Origin of the sequence: Paenibacillus sp. NPDC058898, from assembly GCF_049316025.1 — a bacterium.
GTDB lineage: Bacteria > Bacillota > Bacilli > Paenibacillales > Paenibacillaceae > Paenibacillus_AQ.
The window spans coordinates 492,791-509,880 of sequence record NZ_JBMOSM010000003.1 but is presented as its reverse complement, the minus strand read 5'-3'; the positions used below and the strand labels follow the sequence as shown (position 1 = coordinate 509,880).

Annotated in this window: 15 protein-coding genes; all 15 read left to right on the top strand. The window is 49.8% G+C overall.

What is annotated here, in order from left to right; translation table 11 throughout:
• Positions 1–25: 25 nt before the first annotated feature.
• The 15 genes from ACOZB4_RS10730 to ACOZB4_RS10660 all read left to right on the top strand — a co-directional run bounded on the left by ACOZB4_RS10730 (position 26) and on the right by ACOZB4_RS10660 (position 17,082).
• The gene (locus ACOZB4_RS10730) at positions 26–979 is read left to right on the top strand and encodes a bifunctional riboflavin kinase/FAD synthetase (protein WP_379404651.1); all 954 of its coding nucleotides are present in this window, start codon (positions 26–28) and stop codon (positions 977–979) included.
• A gap of 165 nt (positions 980–1,144) precedes the next feature.
• Complete coding sequence (gene rpsO, locus ACOZB4_RS10725; protein ID WP_006211281.1) at positions 1,145–1,414, top strand: 30S ribosomal protein S15; 270 nt, start codon at positions 1,145–1,147, stop codon at positions 1,412–1,414.
• Between the two features lie 405 nt (positions 1,415–1,819).
• On the top strand, positions 1,820–3,925 hold the full coding sequence (gene pnp / locus ACOZB4_RS10720; protein WP_339266188.1) for a polyribonucleotide nucleotidyltransferase: 2,106 nt from the start codon (positions 1,820–1,822) through the stop codon (positions 3,923–3,925).
• Between the two features lie 213 nt (positions 3,926–4,138).
• Positions 4,139–5,131: a polysaccharide deacetylase family protein gene (locus ACOZB4_RS10715; protein WP_379404648.1), complete on the top strand. Its 993-nt coding sequence runs from the start codon at positions 4,139–4,141 to the stop codon at positions 5,129–5,131.
• Between the two features lie 91 nt (positions 5,132–5,222).
• Positions 5,223–6,491: a pitrilysin family protein gene (locus tag ACOZB4_RS10710; protein WP_339266186.1), complete on the top strand. Its 1,269-nt coding sequence runs from the start codon at positions 5,223–5,225 to the stop codon at positions 6,489–6,491.
• Positions 6,466–6,912 (top strand): dUTP diphosphatase, encoded by a 447-nt coding sequence (gene dut, locus ACOZB4_RS10705; RefSeq protein ID WP_179090701.1) that lies wholly within the window; start codon positions 6,466–6,468, stop codon positions 6,910–6,912. The genes ACOZB4_RS10710 and dut overlap by 26 nt, the downstream gene beginning before the upstream one ends.
• 242 nt (positions 6,913–7,154) lie before the next feature.
• Positions 7,155–8,051 (top strand): dipicolinate synthase subunit DpsA, encoded by an 897-nt coding sequence (gene dpsA / locus ACOZB4_RS10700; RefSeq protein ID WP_379404645.1) that lies wholly within the window; start codon positions 7,155–7,157, stop codon positions 8,049–8,051.
• On the top strand, positions 8,052–8,642 hold the full coding sequence (locus ACOZB4_RS10695; protein WP_379404643.1) for a dipicolinate synthase subunit B: 591 nt from the start codon (positions 8,052–8,054) through the stop codon (positions 8,640–8,642).
• A gap of 81 nt (positions 8,643–8,723) precedes the next feature.
• Positions 8,724–8,918: a hypothetical protein gene (locus ACOZB4_RS10690; RefSeq protein WP_379404863.1), complete on the top strand. Its 195-nt coding sequence runs from the start codon at positions 8,724–8,726 to the stop codon at positions 8,916–8,918.
• Between the two features lie 70 nt (positions 8,919–8,988).
• Positions 8,989–10,203, top strand: coding sequence for an aspartate kinase (gene dapG, locus ACOZB4_RS10685; RefSeq protein WP_379404641.1), 1,215 nt, complete (start codon positions 8,989–8,991; stop codon positions 10,201–10,203).
• A 103-nt stretch (positions 10,204–10,306) separates the two neighbouring features.
• Positions 10,307–11,188 (top strand): 4-hydroxy-tetrahydrodipicolinate synthase, encoded by an 882-nt coding sequence (gene dapA, locus ACOZB4_RS10680; protein ID WP_076324948.1) that lies wholly within the window; start codon positions 10,307–10,309, stop codon positions 11,186–11,188.
• Between the two features lie 224 nt (positions 11,189–11,412).
• Positions 11,413–13,092, top strand: a complete 1,680-nt coding sequence (locus ACOZB4_RS10675; protein WP_076324947.1) for a ribonuclease J — start codon at positions 11,413–11,415, stop codon at positions 13,090–13,092.
• A 267-nt stretch (positions 13,093–13,359) separates the two neighbouring features.
• Positions 13,360–14,136, top strand: a complete 777-nt coding sequence (locus ACOZB4_RS10670) for a ClpP family protease (RefSeq protein WP_379404638.1) — start codon at positions 13,360–13,362, stop codon at positions 14,134–14,136.
• Positions 14,133–14,375 (top strand): YlzJ-like family protein, encoded by a 243-nt coding sequence (locus ACOZB4_RS10665; protein ID WP_076324945.1) that lies wholly within the window; start codon positions 14,133–14,135, stop codon positions 14,373–14,375. Before ACOZB4_RS10670 ends, ACOZB4_RS10665 begins: the two co-directional genes overlap by 4 nt.
• Before the next feature lie 40 nt (positions 14,376–14,415).
• Complete coding sequence (locus tag ACOZB4_RS10660) at positions 14,416–17,082, top strand: FtsK/SpoIIIE family DNA translocase (RefSeq protein ID WP_379404636.1); 2,667 nt, start codon at positions 14,416–14,418, stop codon at positions 17,080–17,082.
• The last annotated feature ends 8 nt before the right edge of the window (positions 17,083–17,090 follow it).

Here is a 17,090-nt window from a genome sequence, read left to right as displayed (position 1 = left end):
ATTTAGTGAGTGGAGGTGAGTAATCATGAGGATTGTTTCTTTATCTTATCCTGTATCTTCTGATATCGTACGAGAAGCTGCCGAGCCGAAGGTAGCTGCAATCGGCCAGTTCGACGGTCTTCACCTGGGACATGCCAGCGTGCTTTCAACCGCAGTCAATATTGCGCGGGAGAATGGAGTGCCAGCCGCCGTTATTACCTTTTATCCTCATCCGAAAGACGTGATTGGTAAAGGAAGCTACGAGGGATATCTGACGCCTCAGCCTGACAAGCAGCAGTTGCTTGAGGAGATGGGCATCGATATTTTGTACGTTGTCGAGTTCAATAAGGAATTCTCCCAGGTAAGTCCGGAAACATTTGTTGAAGAGATGCTGTTTCCCTTGAATCTTCAAACAGTGGTGGTCGGGTTTGATTTCCGTTTCGGCCATAAAGGCGCCGGTGACGCAGTCAAACTTCAGGAACTCGGTGAAGACCGGATGTCTGTCGTTACGGTTCCGCCATTCTTGGTTGATGGCGAGAAGGTAGGAAGTTCATCCATACGGATTGCCTTGAAAACGGGGCAGCTGTCGGATGCAAACCGCTGGTTCGGACGGAATTATCATATCCGCGGCACGGTCATTCATGGGGAGAAGCGGGGAAGAAAGATCGGTTTTCCTACCGCGAACCTGGAATTGACGGATCCGTTCGTGGTACCTGCATTAGGCGTCTATGCCGTTCGGGCACGCACGGATAAGCATCACGACTGGATTCCGGGCGTGATGAACATCGGCGTGAAGCCAACGTTCCATGAAGGGGCCACAGAGCCTGTTTTTGAGGTGCATCTGTTTGATTTTGAAGGGGATCTGTATGATCAGACCATGACGGTGGATATCGTTCAATATATCCGCAAGGAGCATAAATTCGAATCGGTTCAGGAGCTTGTGGAATGGATTCAGCGAGATGCCGTCGAGGCTCGCAAAATATTAGAAGTCAGTGAATAAACGTTTTGGGACAAATTGTTCGCAAACGGATTTTCTTTTTCAGGTAAAGTATGCTATACTCTTAGAGGTCGCCTGAAGATTGGGCGATTTTAACCTTGGCTTGGATGTTCGATCTCACCGTCGGTACCTGGGCCAACGGCGATTATAATGAGGGAGGTGAACAGGATGGCATTAACTCAAGAACGTAAACAACAACTGATTGACGAGCACAAAACTCATGAGTCCGATACAGGATCTCCAGAGGTGCAAATCGCTATCCTAACGGAAAACATTACGAACTTGACTGACCACTTGCGTACACACAAGAAGGATCATCATTCCCGTCGTGGATTGTTGAAAATGGTCGGCCAACGCCGTAAGCTGCTTGCATACTTGAAAAACAAGGATGTTAAACGTTACAGTGCTTTGATCGAGAAGCTTGGATTGCGTCGCTAATCATCCATAAGATGTGCCGAAAACAGCCTGGTTGTCCACTGTCCTTCTTGGAACGACAGCGGCACAGCCGGGCTCTTTTCTAAGTATTGTACAATTTACCGTTTTCGAGCTCCCCACAAAGTACTGCGTACGCTTCATAGCCTAAACTCCACTTTGTGGGGTTATCTTAATATAGATTCTTATAGATTGTAGGCGTGGTCTGTTCGCTAAATTTCGCTTAATGGTATAACCAGGGGCAATCTATACGGAGAATGTTCTATACGGTTCGGGTTGTTCCTGTACATAGGTTTGCGATTTCGACCGTTTGGATGGCTCTGGTTAGGAAATGTGGACAGTGTTTTGCAAAAGACATGCTGATGGTAGAAGAAGATTTCAAAAAAATTTATCCCCATGAGGAGGGATTACATGGAAACACGTGTTGAAATGCAGCTTGGCGGAAGACCCCTCGTATTCGAAACAGGGCGCCTTGCGAAGCAGGCAAATGCGGCTGTGATGGTTCGTTACGGCGAAACGGCAGTCCTGTGTACAGTGACAGCTTCCAGTGAACCGAAGGATTTGGATTTCTTTCCATTGACGGTCAACTATGAGGAGCGTTTGTACGCAGTCGGTAAAATTCCGGGTGGATTCATCAAACGCGAAGGCAGACCAAGCGAGAAAGCGATTCTTGCCAGCCGTCTGACAGACCGTCCGATTCGTCCGTTGTTCCCTGAAGGATTCCGTAATGATGTACAGGTTCTGAATCTCGTGATGAGCGTAGATCAGGATTGCGAGCCGGAAATCGCGGCCATGATCGGTACTTCCGCTGCCTTGAGCATCTCGGATGTGCCTTTTAACGGTCCGATCGGCGGCGTAGCCGTAGGGCGTGTTGATGGCGAATTTGTGGTGAATCCGAATATTGCACAGCAGGAAGCAAGCGACATCTATCTTGTTGTTTCAGGTACCAAAGATGCAATCATGATGGTTGAAGCCGAAGCGAACGAAGTTCCTGAGGAAGTCATGCTGGAAGCGATTATGTTCGGGCATGAGGAAATCAAGAAAATCGTAGCTAAGATCGAAGAACTCGTAGCCGCTTGCGGTAAAGAAAAAATGGCAGTTAAACTTCATGCGGTCAATGAAACGGTGAATCGTGAAGTGCGTGATTTCGCCGAAGCCCGTCTTGTTGAAGCCGTTCGCATTGAGGAGAAACATGCTCGCCAGGATGCGATTGACGCTATCAATGATGAAGCATACACCGTATTTGAAGAGAAGTATATCGAAACACCTGAGTTGTTGAAGGATGTTAAAGAAGTGCTTCACGATATCGTGAAGGAAGAAGTTCGACGTTTGATCACGCATGACAAAGTTCGTCCGGACGGTCGTGGTCTGTCTGAGATCCGTCCTATCGATTGCGATACCAGTCTGCTGCCTAGAACGCATGGTTCCGGTCTGTTCACACGTGGACAAACCCAGGCTCTTAGCGTATGTACACTAGGTGCTCTAGGTGATGTACAGATTCTCGATGGAATCGATCTGGAAGAGACCAAGCGTTTCATGCACCATTACAACTTCCCGCCGTTCAGCGTAGGGGAAGCTCGTCCGCTTCGCGCTCCAGGCCGTCGTGAAATTGGTCATGGTGCACTTGGTGAACGTGCATTGTCGAAGGTTATTCCGAATGAAGTGGAATTCCCGTACACGATTCGTCTCGTGTCCGAAGTAATTGAGTCGAATGGTTCGACCTCCCAAGCGAGTATTTGTGCAAGCACACTTGCTATGATGGATGCAGGGGTGCCGATCAAAGCTCCTGTAGCCGGCGTGGCGATGGGCTTGATTAAAGACGGAGATCATGTTTCCATCTTGACAGATATTCAAGGGATGGAAGATCATCTCGGCGACATGGACTTCAAAGTGGCAGGGACACCTGACGGGGTTACCGCCATTCAAATGGATATCAAAATTGACGGTATTGACCGCGCGATTTTGCAGGAAGCACTGCAGCAAGCAAAAGAAGGACGCATGCATATCCTTGGAAAAATGGCAGAAGCCATTCAAAAGCCAAGAGAAACGTTGTCCCAATATGCGCCTAAGATTATTACGATGCAGATCAACCCGGACAAAATTCGCGATGTGATCGGTGCCGGCGGCAAGATCATTAACAAAATCATCGAGGAAACCGGCGTGAAGATCGATATCGAACAAGACGGCCGCGTGTTCATTGCATCTGCCAACGATGAGATGAACAAAAAAGCTCTTTCGATTATCGAAGGCATCGTCCGTGAGGTAGCTGTTGGCGAAATCTATACAGGTACTGTCAAACGGATTGAGAAATTCGGTGCATTCGTTGAAATTCTGCCTAACAAAGACGGGCTTGTTCATATCTCCCAGCTCTCGACTGAGCGCGTAGCGAAGGTAGAGGACGTGGTTGCCATCGGTGATGTCATTACTGTGAAGGTTACCGAAATCGACCAGCAGGGACGGATTAACCTGTCTCGCAAAGCGGTTTTGACTGCGGAAACAAACAAGAGCGGATCTTAATCCGCGCTTGGTTTGTTTAACAGCATATAGATACAAGGAAAAGAGGCAGAACCTATCATTCTGGCTCTTTTTTTAATCTTTTCGGCCCATGGGAATCCTCTAGTCTTGAACAAGCATCTACAATAGGCTTCACGGCATAGGCCCACTTTAAGGCACATATTTCCTCCTGAAGCTACATAAAATGGGACAAAGCTTCTCAAGGGGAGGGTGGATATGCCCATGAATGGAAAAAAGATGGTTGTGCTGCTAACCGGTGCCGCAATGGTGTCGGCTGTTGCCGTGTTCAGCGGGGCCTGGGGATATGTTTCGGGACTGCAGATTAAACCCGTGGGGCAACTCGTTAGCGGTTCAGAGAATGCAGTAGATCTGAATTTATTGAGTCAAATCGAAGCCGCTGCGGCAAAATCACGCATTGAGCCGGTGGATGCCAGGGTGGACTCCGTGTGGAAAGCGATTCCCGGTTATAATGGACTTGAGATCGATATTGAAGCTACATACCAAGCAGCATCGTCGAAAAAGCGAAAAGCTGGAGAGGCCGTTCCTTACGTATACCGGCAAATTCCGGCCAAAGTAACGCTTAATGATCTTGGAGAGCAACCGATTTATCGGGGCAACCCCAACAAGCCGATGGTATCGTTGATGATTAACGTGGCCTGGGGGAATGAATTTCTGGTGCCGATGCTGAACACGCTGGATGCGGAGAAAGTGAAGACGACCTTTTTCCTGGATGGGAGCTGGTTGAAGAAGAACCCGGAGCTTGCCGGCGAAATTCTGAAACGAGGTCATGAGGTGGAGAATCATGCCTATACGCATCCGAATATGAGCCGTCTCAGCAGAGATCGGGCGGAACTGGAAATCGCGAAGACGCAGGATCTGCTCAAAGAAAGCCTCGGTGTGGAGAACAAATGGTTTGCGCCGCCTTCTGGCGATTTTAATCAGCAGACCGTATCCATCGCCCAGGCAAGGGGATTGAAGACGGTCCTGTGGACGCTCGATACGGTCGATTGGAAGCATCCTGCACCGGATGCTGTCGTTCAGAAAATCTCCACGAAGGTGGAGCCGGGTTTCCTGATTTTGATGCATCCCACGGATTCCTCGTCCCGGGCGTTAAAGGGAATGATTGACGGAATACGGGCCAAAGGGCTGGAAATCGGAACCGTGAGCCAGACGCTTTCTCCTGAGCGAATTATGCCGAAGGGAAGTTGAGCGGCATGGTAAAGTTTGATAGAATGAATGGATGGCATGAGGCTGGTAATCAGCCAAAGTGAGCCTGGATGGAACAGTTAGGGGGGCCCTCGTGAAAAAAATACAATTGTCTAACGGCCTAAGAGTGGTTATGGAGCAAATCCCGACAAGTCGTTCGGTTTCATTCGGTATTTGGGTGAAGACCGGATCCCGCAATGAATCGGAGGACATCAACGGGATAACGCATTTTATAGAGCACATGATGTTCAAAGGGACCGATCGCTTTGACGCCCGTGCCATTGCTGAAGAATTTGATGCTATCGGCGGCAACGTCAACGCTTTTACGTCCAAGGAATATACGTGTTATTACGCCAAGGTGCTGGATGAGCATTTTCCGATTGCGGTTGACGTGCTGTCCGACATGTTCTTCAACTCCAAGCTGGATGCGGGCGAGTTAGCCAAAGAGAAGAATGTCATTCTGGAAGAGATCGCGATGTATGAGGATACACCGGATGATCTGGTGCATGACCTGATGTCGTTATCGGCATACGGCGATCATCCGCTGGCTTATCCGATTCTTGGCACAAAGGAACGGCTGGAATCGATGGATTCGCAAGCGCTGAGAAATTACATGGACAAACACTATACCATTGAGAATACAGTGATCGCTCTGGCAGGCAACATTAATGAGGATGCGATTGAGTTATTGGAGCGTCATTTTGGCGGCTTTGCCAATCACGGCAGCTCCGAACTGCTGGCCGTGCCTGCCTTTTTGGATGGTGTTCAGTTCCGTAAGAAGAAAACAGAGCAGAATCATATCTGCATGTCGTTTCCCGGCTGCTCCATCGGAGACGAGCTTCAGTATGCAATGGTACTCTTGAATAACGCCATTGGCGGCGGCATGAGTTCACGCTTGTTTCAGGAAATCCGGGAGAAGCGCGGACTGGCTTATTCGGTATACTCATATCATAGTTCGCACGCAGATAACGGAATGTTCACCATTTATGCAGGCACAGCGCCCAAACAGACAAAGGAAGTCCTTCAACTAACCACGGAAATGCTGCAGGATCTGGCACAGAACGGTATGACAGAGGAAGAGCTGCGCAAAGGGAAGGAACAACTGAAGGGCAGTCTCATTCTGAGTCTGGAGAGCACGAGCAGCCGCATGAATCGCTTGGGTAAGAACGAATTAATGCTGGGTCGCCATTTTAGCCTGGATGAAATTATTAAACGGATTGAGCAGGTTGACATGAAGGATGTCGACGCGGTTCTTGACCGCATGTTCGGGACTCCATATGCACTAGCGATGGTAGGAACTTCAGATAAAGCACTGAATGTACTTAGGAGGAATGAATTTGTTGCACTACGTTCAAATCAATAGATTGCCAGGTAATGAAGATGTGAAACTTCCCGTGAAAATGTCCGAACTAGCTGCAGGTTTTGATCTGCACGCGGCGGTTCATGAGCCGGTGGTATTGAACCCGGGCGAACGCAAATTAATCCCGACCGGTTTTGCGATTGCCATGCCGGCCGAGCTTGAAGCTCAAATCCGTCCGCGCAGCGGACTGGCCTACAAACATGGTATTACCTGCTTGAATTCTCCAGGCACGATTGATGCTGATTATCGCGGGGAAGTGAAGGTGCTGCTGGTGAATTTAGGACAAGAGCCATTTGCAATTGAGCGTAATGAACGCATTGCCCAGATGGTGTTCAAAACCGTCCCGGCGGTAGAATTCATGGAAGTTGACGAGTTGTCCGATACCGTACGGGGTGCAGGCGGATTCGGTCATACCGGCAAGTAATCTATATTATAGATAATTTATGGATATCATCATCATGGTTTTACCAAGCACACCGCTCCGGCCTAGCCGGGCGGTGTTTTTTGCGTTAGCGTCCATGCAAAATGGCTTCGGATCCGACTCTCCATCTATAGTGTTATTTTATTGCGTTAAGGCGGTAGTTTAATTGAAATGCGCTCACCACCCTATAGGCGACGGCATAAGATGGTTTATACGTTGGTTAGAAGAAAGGAGCGAGGTCTTCCATGCTGACTGGAGTCCGGACCGTCTTTGTAGGTGGAGACGCAAGGCAAATTGAAGTCATACGAAAATGCGCTGAGATGGATGCCTCCGTCATGATCGCCGGGTTTGAGAAACTGCAGGATTCTTTTCAGGGAGTGACTCGCGAGCTGCTCACGCCAGAGCTGTTATCGAATGCTGATGCTCTGATCCTGCCTGTCGTGGGATGTGATGATGAGGGACGTGTCAGCGCGCTGTTCTCAGAGGGGGCATTGCGACTGCAGGAGGAGCATATCGCAGCGATGCCTGGACATGGAGTGATCTATACAGGCATGGCGAAGCCCTATTTGCGCTCGCTATGTGACAAATATAAGATCAAGCTGGTAGAGATTTTGGAGAGGGACGATGTAGCCATCTATAATTCCATTCCGACAGCGGAAGGTGCACTGATGATGGCGATCCAAAACACGGATTTTACGATTCACGGATCAACCAGCATGGTGCTTGGCATGGGACGGACAGGATTCACCATGGCGCGCAGCCTGCAAGGCCTGGGTGCCAAAATTCGGATGGGCGTACGTAAATCGGAGCACTATGCCAGAGCGGAGGAAATGGGCTGGAAGCCCTTCCTGGTAAGGGATCTGAGTTCTTATGTGTCGGATATTGACTTGCTTTTTAACACGATTCCAACTATGATAGTCACAGCACAAATCATCTCGAAAATGCCTCGGGAGGCTGTCATCATCGACCTTGCCTCCGCACCCGGTGGATGCGATTTTCGCTATGCTGAAAAACGGGGTATCAAAGCCATGCTCGCACCCGGACTACCCGGAATCGTGGCTCCTAAAACAGCCGGCATCATCATGGCCAATACGCTGGTGGAGCTGATTTCTGAAGAAATCAAGATTCGGGGGGATGCGTAGATGAATTGGAATGGAATAACAGTGGGTTATGCCCTGACAGGATCGCACTGCACGCTTGAAGAAGTGATGCCGCAGATCCAGCGGTTCAAAAATGGTGGAGCGAATGTGGTGCCGATTGTGTCCAGCACTATTATGACAACGGATACCCGATTCGGCACATCGGAGAATTGGCAGAAACAGTTGAAAGAAATAACCGGGAATGATATTATTTCTACAATTGTGGAGGCGGAACCGCTAGGCCCATCCAAGCTTCTTGACGTTTTGGTTATCGCCCCATGTACGGGAAACACGACCAGCAAGCTGGCCAATGCGATGACTGACAGCCCTGTGTTAATGGCAGCCAAGGCGCAGATGAGAAATTGCAGACCGCTGGTTCTGGCGATTTCAACGAATGATGGCCTTGGACTGAATGCGGCGAATATCGCGAAGCTGCTTGTAACGAAAAATATTTATTTTGTTCCTTACGGACAGGATAATCCGCAGCAGAAGCCTAACTCGCTTGTCGCCAAAATGGATTTGATTCCGGAAGCGTGTTATGCGGCCCTAGAAGGGAAGCAGCTGCAGCCGATGATCGTTGAATATTCGCGTTAACCGCGATAAAGCCTTTTGATCAATAAGGGCAACATAGAAAGTTACAGCTGCAGTTTCATTCATGAAGGGGAATTTAGCCATATGACCGAGCATTATTATAATGTGGCCGTTGTTGGAGCAACTGGCGCAGTCGGGCAAAAGATCCTCAAGCTGTTGGAGGGACATCAGTGCGGACTTAACATGTGGATCGTTTCAGATCATTTTCTGAAGGATGCAGCATGGAATGCCGTGCTAATCGCAGAAATCATCGTCAACAAACGGAACGGCCTGGCTTAGTAGCCGGCCGTTTCAATCGGTCGGCCCGAAATTTACGTCTCCTGGGCATATATAAACGGAGGAATATTTTATGCGCATCTTAGTTCAAAAATTCGGCGGAACCTCGTTGTCTACACCGCAAGCAAGAACCCATGTTATTGGGCACATCCAGCGCGAACTGGCTAATCACTACCAATTGGTCGTGGTCGTATCGGCTATGGGACGCCGCGGGGAGCCTTACGCTACAGATACTCTTCTGGATTGGATCGGTCAGAGCGGAAACGCGCTTCCAGACAGAGAGCGGGATATGCTGCTCTGCTGCGGTGAGATTATCTCAGCCACAACGCTATGCAGTCTGCTTCAGCATGAAGGGATAACCGCGACGGTGCTGACGGGTGCCCAAGCCGGATTTCTTACAGACGATCACTTCGGAAATGCACGCATTAAGGACGTAAAACCTGAACGGGTTTTGAAAGAGTTGGAGTCTCACCAAGTTGTTATCGTCACTGGTTTCCAGGGGCAGACCGATTCGGGTGACTTCACGACGCTGGGCAGGGGCGGAAGCGATACCTCGGCCACCGCGCTTGGAGCCGCGCTTCGCGCCGAAATGGTTGATATCTACACGGATGTCAACGGCATTCTTACGGCAGACCCCCGCATCGTCGAGGATGCGAAGCCACTCAGCTATGTAAGTTATACAGAGATTTGCAATATGGCTCATCAAGGTGCCAAGGTCATTCATCCTAGAGCAGTTGAGATTGCCATGCAATCCCAAATTCCGGTCAGAGTGCGGTCAACCTTCTCGGATAATGAGGGAACACTGGTTACCCAGCCGGAGGGCTTCAGAGATATACAATCCGGAATTGTGGACCGCTTTGTGACGGGAGTTGCTTATGTAAGCAATATTACGCAAATCTCAGTGGAATGCGATCGCACGGAAGGTCTTCAACTGAAGGTTTTCAAATCGATGGCGGAGCATTCCATTAGCGTGGACTTTATTAATGTTACCCCTACGGGAGTCCTTTATACAGTGTTTGACAGCGACTCGGAGAAGGCGATTGAAGTGCTGCAGAGCCTGGATTTGAAACCAAAAAGCTTGTCCGGCTGTGCAAAGGTATCCGTTATTGGCGGCGGCATCAACGGGGTTCCTGGCATCATGGCCAAAATCGTGGAATCCTTGAGCGAGCACGATATTCCGATTCTGCAATCGGCAGATTCGAACACTACGATCTGGGTGCTTGTGAAGAAGGAAGATATGGCTCAAGCGCTGCGCGCATTGCATTACAAATTTGAACTTCACCGATAATACCTTAGAGTCTGTTCGTTAATCGTTTGATAGGAAATACTATATATAAGATTACTTACGAAGGAAGCTTGCCTGTTCGGGAGAGCTTTAAGGAGGAATCATTGTGGATTTCGGAAGATTGATTACGGCTATGGTAACCCCATTTGATCAGAATAACGAGATCAATTGGGACGAGACTGCGAGATTGATTGAGTACCTGATTGTCGAACAGAAGTCGGACTCTCTGGTCATTGCAGGAACGACGGGCGAATCCCCAACGCTTAGCGAAGACGAGAAGCTTGAATTGTTTAAGTTCGCAGTGAAGCAGGCAGGTGGACGAAGCAAGATTATCGCAGGTACCGGCAGCAACGATACGGCACATTCTGCAGAATTGACGAAAAAAGCGGAAAGCTGCGGCGTCGATGGCATTTTGCTTGTCGCTCCGTACTACAATAAGCCGAACCAGGAAGGGCTCTACCAGCATTTTAAGGCGATCGCTGAGGCAACTTCCTTACCTATCATGCTGTACAATGTGCCGGGACGGACGGGCATCAGCCTGAGCGCGGCTACCACCCTGCGTCTGGCTCAATTACCGAACATCGTTGCGACGAAGGAATGTGCTTCGATTGATCAGGTCACCGCCATTGCCGCAGGTGCTCCGGACGGCTTCATCGTTTATTCCGGCGACGATTCCTCAGCCCTGCCTGCTCTGGCCGTAGGTGCTTACGGAATCGTAAGCGTGGCCAGCCATATCGCTGGCGCCCGCATGAAGGATATGATCCACGCCTATGTGGAAGGAAACGTGAAGGAAGCCGCCAAGCTGCATCAATCCTTGTTCACGTTGTTCAAGGGCCTGTTTGAATGTCCTGACCCGCTTCCAAACCCGGCGGCGGTTAAATTCGCTCTGCATGAGCGGGGCTATCAGGTCGGCGGCGTTCGTCTGCCGCTCGTTTCTCCTAGTGAGAACGAGGCTGCATTTATCCGTAATATGCTGTCATCCTTGTAAGCTGCGCACCTACCAAACCTAAGCCATTGCCTTCAATGAAGGCAGTGGCTTTCTTCGTTTTAAACCCTTCTGTTTCTGGGTATCCTATGGCTCACGAAGGTGGTTGACTTGTGTTTTCACTTTTTCATCATGTATAATGAATTCAAGTGACTGGGTGCGGTATTTTTTTGAAATTTAATATAACAATGGTACGACGTCCAAAACTATAGGAGGGTTAGATACATTTGTCTAAGAAAATAAGCAACGATAAACTATCGATTTTTGCCTTGGGCGGCGTCGGTGAGATCGGGAAGAACATGTATGTCATTCAATATGCCAATGACATCGTTGTCGTGGATGCGGGATTGAAGTTCCCAGAAGAAGATATGCTTGGGATTGATATTGTTATTCCTGATATTAGCTATTTAACGGAGAATCGCGACAAAGTGAGAGCGATTTTGCTGACTCACGGTCACGAGGACCATATCGGCGGCCTCCCTTACGTATTGAAACACTTGAATGTTCCTGTGTACGGAACGAAATTGACGCTCGGATTAGTGGAAAACAAGCTCAGAGAAGCGAATTTGCTGGGTGAGACGAAACGGATTCTGATCCATGCGGATTCGGAAGTACAACTCGGAAACACACTGAAAGCGACCTTCTTCAAGACCAATCACAGTATCCCGGATTCCGTAGGGATCTGTATCGAAACACCGGAAGGCAATGTTGTGCATACGGGTGACTTTAAGTTCGACCATACTCCGGTAAATGACCAATATGCGGATCTGCAGCGTATGGCTGAGATCGGAAGCAAGGGAGTATTGGCTCTTCTGTCAGATAGTACGAACGCAGAGAGACCTGGTTTCACGCCTTCCGAGAAAAACGTGGGCATCGTGCTGGAAGATATTTTCCGCAAAGCCGAGCAGCGGGTGGTTGTTGCAACGTTTGCATCGAATGTGCACCGGATTCAGCAGGTTGTTAATGCAGCCGAATCCACGGGCCGCAAAATAACGGTTATCGGAAGAAGCATGGTCAATGTGGTGTCCATTGCCGCTGAGCTTGGATATTTGCACATTCCGGACGGCATGCTGATCGAACCTGAAGAGGTTAACAAAATGGCAGCTGACCGGGTTGTTGTATTGTGTACAGGCAGTCAGGGAGAGCCGATGTCAGCGCTCACACGCATGGCACGTTCCACTCACCGCAAGGTGGACATTCTGCCAGGGGATACGGTTATCATTGCAGCAACTCCGGTTCCAGGTAATGAAAAATATGTGGGACGTACGATTGATGAGTTGTTCCGCCTTGGAGCAGACGTGATTTATAGTGGATCCAATTCAGGTGTCCACGTATCGGGTCATGGCAGCCAGGAAGAACTCAAGTTGATGCTGAATCTGATGAAACCGCAATTTTTCATCCCTGTCCATGGAGAATACCGGATGCAGCGCCGTCACGCTCTGCTTGCAGAGTCCGTTGGTGTTGATCCGGACAACATTTTTATTACCGATATCGGTGAAATTGTGGAAATCCAAGGTGGCTCGGCCCGCAAAGCCGGCAAAGTAACCGCTGGAAATGTTCTGATTGACGGACTTGGCGTTGGTGACGTAGGAAACATCGTATTGCGCGACCGCAAGCTTCTGTCCCAGGACGGAATTCTGGTCGTTGTCGTTACCTTGAGCAAGCAAAACGGTTCCATCGTATCCGGTCCTGATATTATTTCGCGTGGATTCGTATACGTACGGGAATCCGAAGGGCTTCTGGATGAAGCGAACCGTATCGTTTCCAGCACGCTTCAGAAGCTGATGAGTGAAAACGTGAATGAGTGGGCGTCACTGAAAACCAGCGTAAAAGACGCTTTGGGACGCTTCTTGTATGAACAAACACGTCGCAGACCGATGATCTTGCCGATCATTATGGAAGTCTGATACAAGATAATAAAATAATCAGGCACACAGTCGCCCCTTTTTTGCAGGTAATAATTGGACGGTTCCCGCGAAAGAGGGGCTTTTTATAGGTTGCTCCTTAAACTTCTCCCGAAAGATTTCGGCAGGAGTTTTTTTGGTTGCTGCTATTCCGCTGCCAAGCTGAATGTACCCATATAAGCATAAAATGATCCCGTCATTTGCCATACTAAGGGTTAGCTATGTGTTGATTGCAGCAGCTAGACATTAAGATAAAGGCAGGGATGCGCGATGGAGAAAGATCAATGGACTACCGGCAACATAAGGGCAGGATGGACTGGCGAGACGGAAGCGCCTCCGGTCGTCCCCACCGAGGAAGGCAAAAAAGCGGCCGTAACGGAAACGATACAGCAGTTGGGACAGACGGGACTGCCGAGCGGCGGGGAATCCAACGTTTTTTGCATGACCATCATTGGACAAATCGAGGGACATATCGTGCTTCCACCGCAAAATAAAACCACAAAATATGAGCATATGATTCCACAGCTTGTGGCAGCTGAGCAAAATCCGCGGATCGAAGGACTCTTGATCATACTCAATACCGTTGGCGGCGACGTTGAAGCCGGACTTGCCATTGCCGAGATGATTGCATCGCTCAGCAAACCGACCGTAACGGTAGTCATTGGAGGGGGGCACAGTATCGGCGTCCCTATCGCTGTAGCAGCAGATCACTCGATCATCGCGGAGAGCGCGACGATGACCATTCACCCGATACGCATGAGCGGGTTAGTCATTGGCGTGCCGCAAACCTTTGAATACATGGAGAAAATGCAAGAACGTGTCGTACGTTTTGTAACGAGTCATTCGAGGATAACAGAGGAACTGTTTAAGGATCTGATGTTCAAAACCGGTGAATTGAACAGGGATATCGGTACCGCGGTTTCAGGTACAGACGCCGTCAAATATGGCCTTATGAACGAGGTGGGGGGCATTGGGCAGGCATTAAGCCGTTTGAATAGCATGATTGAAGAACGTAAAACGATAAGCCCTGGAGGGATTACGCAATGATATGGTACAGCGTCATGCCATTGGATCCGATCGGGATGCTGCAAGGGGAACAGGCAGCCGTCACGTCCAGGGAAGTTCGGGTTGAAGGAATACTAATGGAAGTTGAACCTATGGCAGAGGATCAGGCGAAAATTGTCCGTTTACTCGATTGCGGGCTTCAAGATTATTTGAATCCACGCTACGCTCCGGGGGCAATGATTCGCTATATTCCGACGGTTGAAAATGAGGCTAAAGGCTGAAAACAGAACATAGGTACGCCACCGAATATTATGCTATAATATGGATTCGGGGGTGACACTTTTGGCAAAGCGGAAAAGAAAGAAGAAGGCAGCCTTTGCAGCCGTATTGAAGTATGAAATTTATGGGATTGTATTGATGACACTTTCGGTCATCGCATTATCCGGAGAAGCACCGGTGGGGCGTTCCCTGTCCAAGATGTCGGGATATCTGCTGGGCAAGTATTATTTTATCATCCCCCTAATCGGCATCTATTACGGGTTAATGGTGATGATTCACCGGAAATGGCCCAAACGGTGGAACAGCAGACGCACCGGTGTCCTTCTCTTGGTATTATCGCTCACTTTAATGAGCAGCATTGCAGGTTTGGAGTCGAAGCTGGCCCCGATTGGACAATTGAATGCGTCAAATGCGATGAGCCAGATACATAGTGATTTGCAAGGCGAGCTCCTTCATGCCGGGGCAGATGATGGACATCATCCCGTCATGGGCAGAGACATCAGCGGCGGTTACATTGGAGCGTTGCAGTTTGCCTTTCTGTTAATGCTGTTTGGCAGCATAGGGGCAAAGTTGATTGTGATTGTCATGCTAGTGATCAGCTTCATGCTGATTACCAATCTGTCCTATGTGGATTTAATGCGGATGTTCCGCGTGAGGGTTGTAAAGGCTGGAGAACGGATTCAGAAAAAAGTGAACAGCCAGCAGACTAAATCAAGAGCTGCGGCGAAATCAAGCGCGAAGGAACAACGCATCCAGCTGCCGGAGGATCTGGATGAAGATGATGATCTGGATGATATGGAGAGCATGAGACTGCCGCGCCGCAAAACGCCGCAATTCTTCCAGTTGTTCGGTTCCAAAGGCAACAAACGGAACGAAGCAGTGGAAGAGGCTGGGGATGCTGCGGATGAGGCGGCTCCGGTATTTACCGTTGGCAACGGGCATGGTGCTAAGGAGAAAGGGGAGGTCGTCCTGTTCAACAGTCCGGTTCAACCAGAGGAGGGAGCGGATGTTATCACTCCTGCAGCAGAATCCGTGCCTTCCTCGCCGATTATTCGTGATTTCTTCGAGCAAGTGAAACAAGAAGGACGCCTGGATGACGAGTACGACGATCACGAAGCGGTGATACCTTCGGCACAAGAGGACCCTTTGGGGAACACGGCAGCAAGTCCTGAGCCCATGGGTGGCCTTGAAGCGTCGAATGGCGAGTTGAATGGAGTTGCTACTGCAGGTAATGAGGGGCAGGAGGGAACGGCACCGGCAGCACCTCCGGCTCCGCCGCCCAAGCCGTACAAGCTGCCTCCATTCCGGCTGCTATCCAAACCGAATAACGGCGGTAAGGGTGGAGACCAGAATGATTATATGCAGACAGCGCGCAAGCTGGAGGCGACGCTGGAAAGTTTCGGCGTTCGGGCCAAGGTGCTGGAGGTGGTCCGGGGGCCGTCGGTAACCCGCTATGAAATTCAGCCGGACATCGGGGTTAAGGTCAGCCGGATCGTCAATCTGACCGATGATATTGCACTCGCGCTTGCGGCCAAGGATATTCGGATGGAAGCGCCGATTCCTGGCAAATCAGCCATCGGGATCGAAGTGCCGAACAACGAAGTATCACTGGTTACGATGAGAGAGGTTATGGAGACGCCGACGTTCCAGGAAGCGGAATCGAAGCTGTCAATTGCATTTGGCCGTGATATTTCAGGTCAGACGATTGTCGGTAATTTGGCACGCATGCCCCATCTCCTTGTTGCAGGTGCAACGGGTTCGGGTAAATCCGTATGTATCAACGGCATCATTACCAGCATTCTGTATAAAGCGAAGCCGGATGAGGTTAAGTTCCTGATGGTCGATCCGAAGATGGTCGAGCTCAATGTCTACAACGGAATTCCGCATTTGATGGCACCGGTGGTAACGGATCCGAAGCGGGCATCCTTGGCACTTAAGAAAATCGTAGTAGAGATGGAGAAACGGTATGAGCTGTTCTCCAAATCCGGAACGCGAAATATTGAAGGTTACAACAATCTGATGAAGGATAATCTGCCGGCAGTATTGCCTTATATCGTCGTGATCGTGGACGAGCTGGCCGATTTGATGATGGTTGCAGCCAACGATGTGGAAGACGCGATCACGCGTCTGGCCCAGATGGCCCGTGCCGCCGGGATTCACTTGATCATCGCGACGCAGCGTCCGTCGGTCGACGTTATTACGGGGGTCATTAAAGCAAACATTCCGTCGCGTATTGCCTTTGGCGTGTCTTCGCAGGTCGATTCCCGAACGATTCTGGATATGGCGGGAGCAGAGAAGCTGCTTGGCCGCGGGGATATGCTGTTTATGCCGATGGGCTCCTCCAAGCCGATCCGGGTGCAGGGAGCCTTCATGAGTGATCATGAGGTCGAGAACATTGTGGATTTTGTCCGGGATCAAGGGCAGGCGGAATATGATGAGTCGTTAGTGCCTGAGATAGAGGAATCGTCGAATTCGGATGAAGAAGAATTGGATGAGCTGTATGAGCAGGCGGTGACCATCGTATTGGAAGCAAAGCAAGCGTCCGTATCGCTGCTGCAGCGGAGAATGCGCGTAGGCTATACCCGTGCAGCACGTCTTATTGATTCCATGGAGGCACGCGGGATTATCGGACCTTACGAGGGAAGCAAACCGCGGGAAGTGCTGATGTCTATGGAGCAATACCAACAACAGCAGAATCGAATCAGTTAAGGGAGTCA

Excerpts from the sequence above, each read along its gene's own strand:
- ACOZB4_RS10730 (WP_379404651.1), top strand. The coding sequence starts at position 26 with ATGAGGATTGTTTCTTTATCTTATCCTGTATCTTCTGATATCGTACGA.
- pnp (WP_339266188.1), top strand. The coding sequence starts at position 1,820 with ATGGAAACACGTGTTGAAATGCAGCTTGGCGGAAGACCCCTCGTATTC.
- dapG (WP_379404641.1), top strand. The coding sequence starts at position 8,989 with ATGCGCATCTTAGTTCAAAAATTCGGCGGAACCTCGTTGTCTACACCG.
- ACOZB4_RS10665 (WP_076324945.1), top strand. The coding sequence starts at position 14,133 with ATGATATGGTACAGCGTCATGCCATTGGATCCGATCGGGATGCTGCAA.
- ACOZB4_RS10695 (WP_379404643.1), top strand. The coding sequence starts at position 8,052 with ATGAATTGGAATGGAATAACAGTGGGTTATGCCCTGACAGGATCGCAC.
- ACOZB4_RS10690 (WP_379404863.1), top strand. The coding sequence starts at position 8,724 with ATGACCGAGCATTATTATAATGTGGCCGTTGTTGGAGCAACTGGCGCA.
- ACOZB4_RS10670 (WP_379404638.1), top strand. The coding sequence starts at position 13,360 with ATGGAGAAAGATCAATGGACTACCGGCAACATAAGGGCAGGATGGACT.
- ACOZB4_RS10715 (WP_379404648.1), top strand. The coding sequence starts at position 4,139 with ATGCCCATGAATGGAAAAAAGATGGTTGTGCTGCTAACCGGTGCCGCA.
- dpsA (WP_379404645.1), top strand. The coding sequence starts at position 7,155 with ATGCTGACTGGAGTCCGGACCGTCTTTGTAGGTGGAGACGCAAGGCAA.
- ACOZB4_RS10660 (WP_379404636.1), top strand. The coding sequence starts at position 14,416 with ATGGATTCGGGGGTGACACTTTTGGCAAAGCGGAAAAGAAAGAAGAAG.
- rpsO (WP_006211281.1), top strand. The coding sequence starts at position 1,145 with ATGGCATTAACTCAAGAACGTAAACAACAACTGATTGACGAGCACAAA.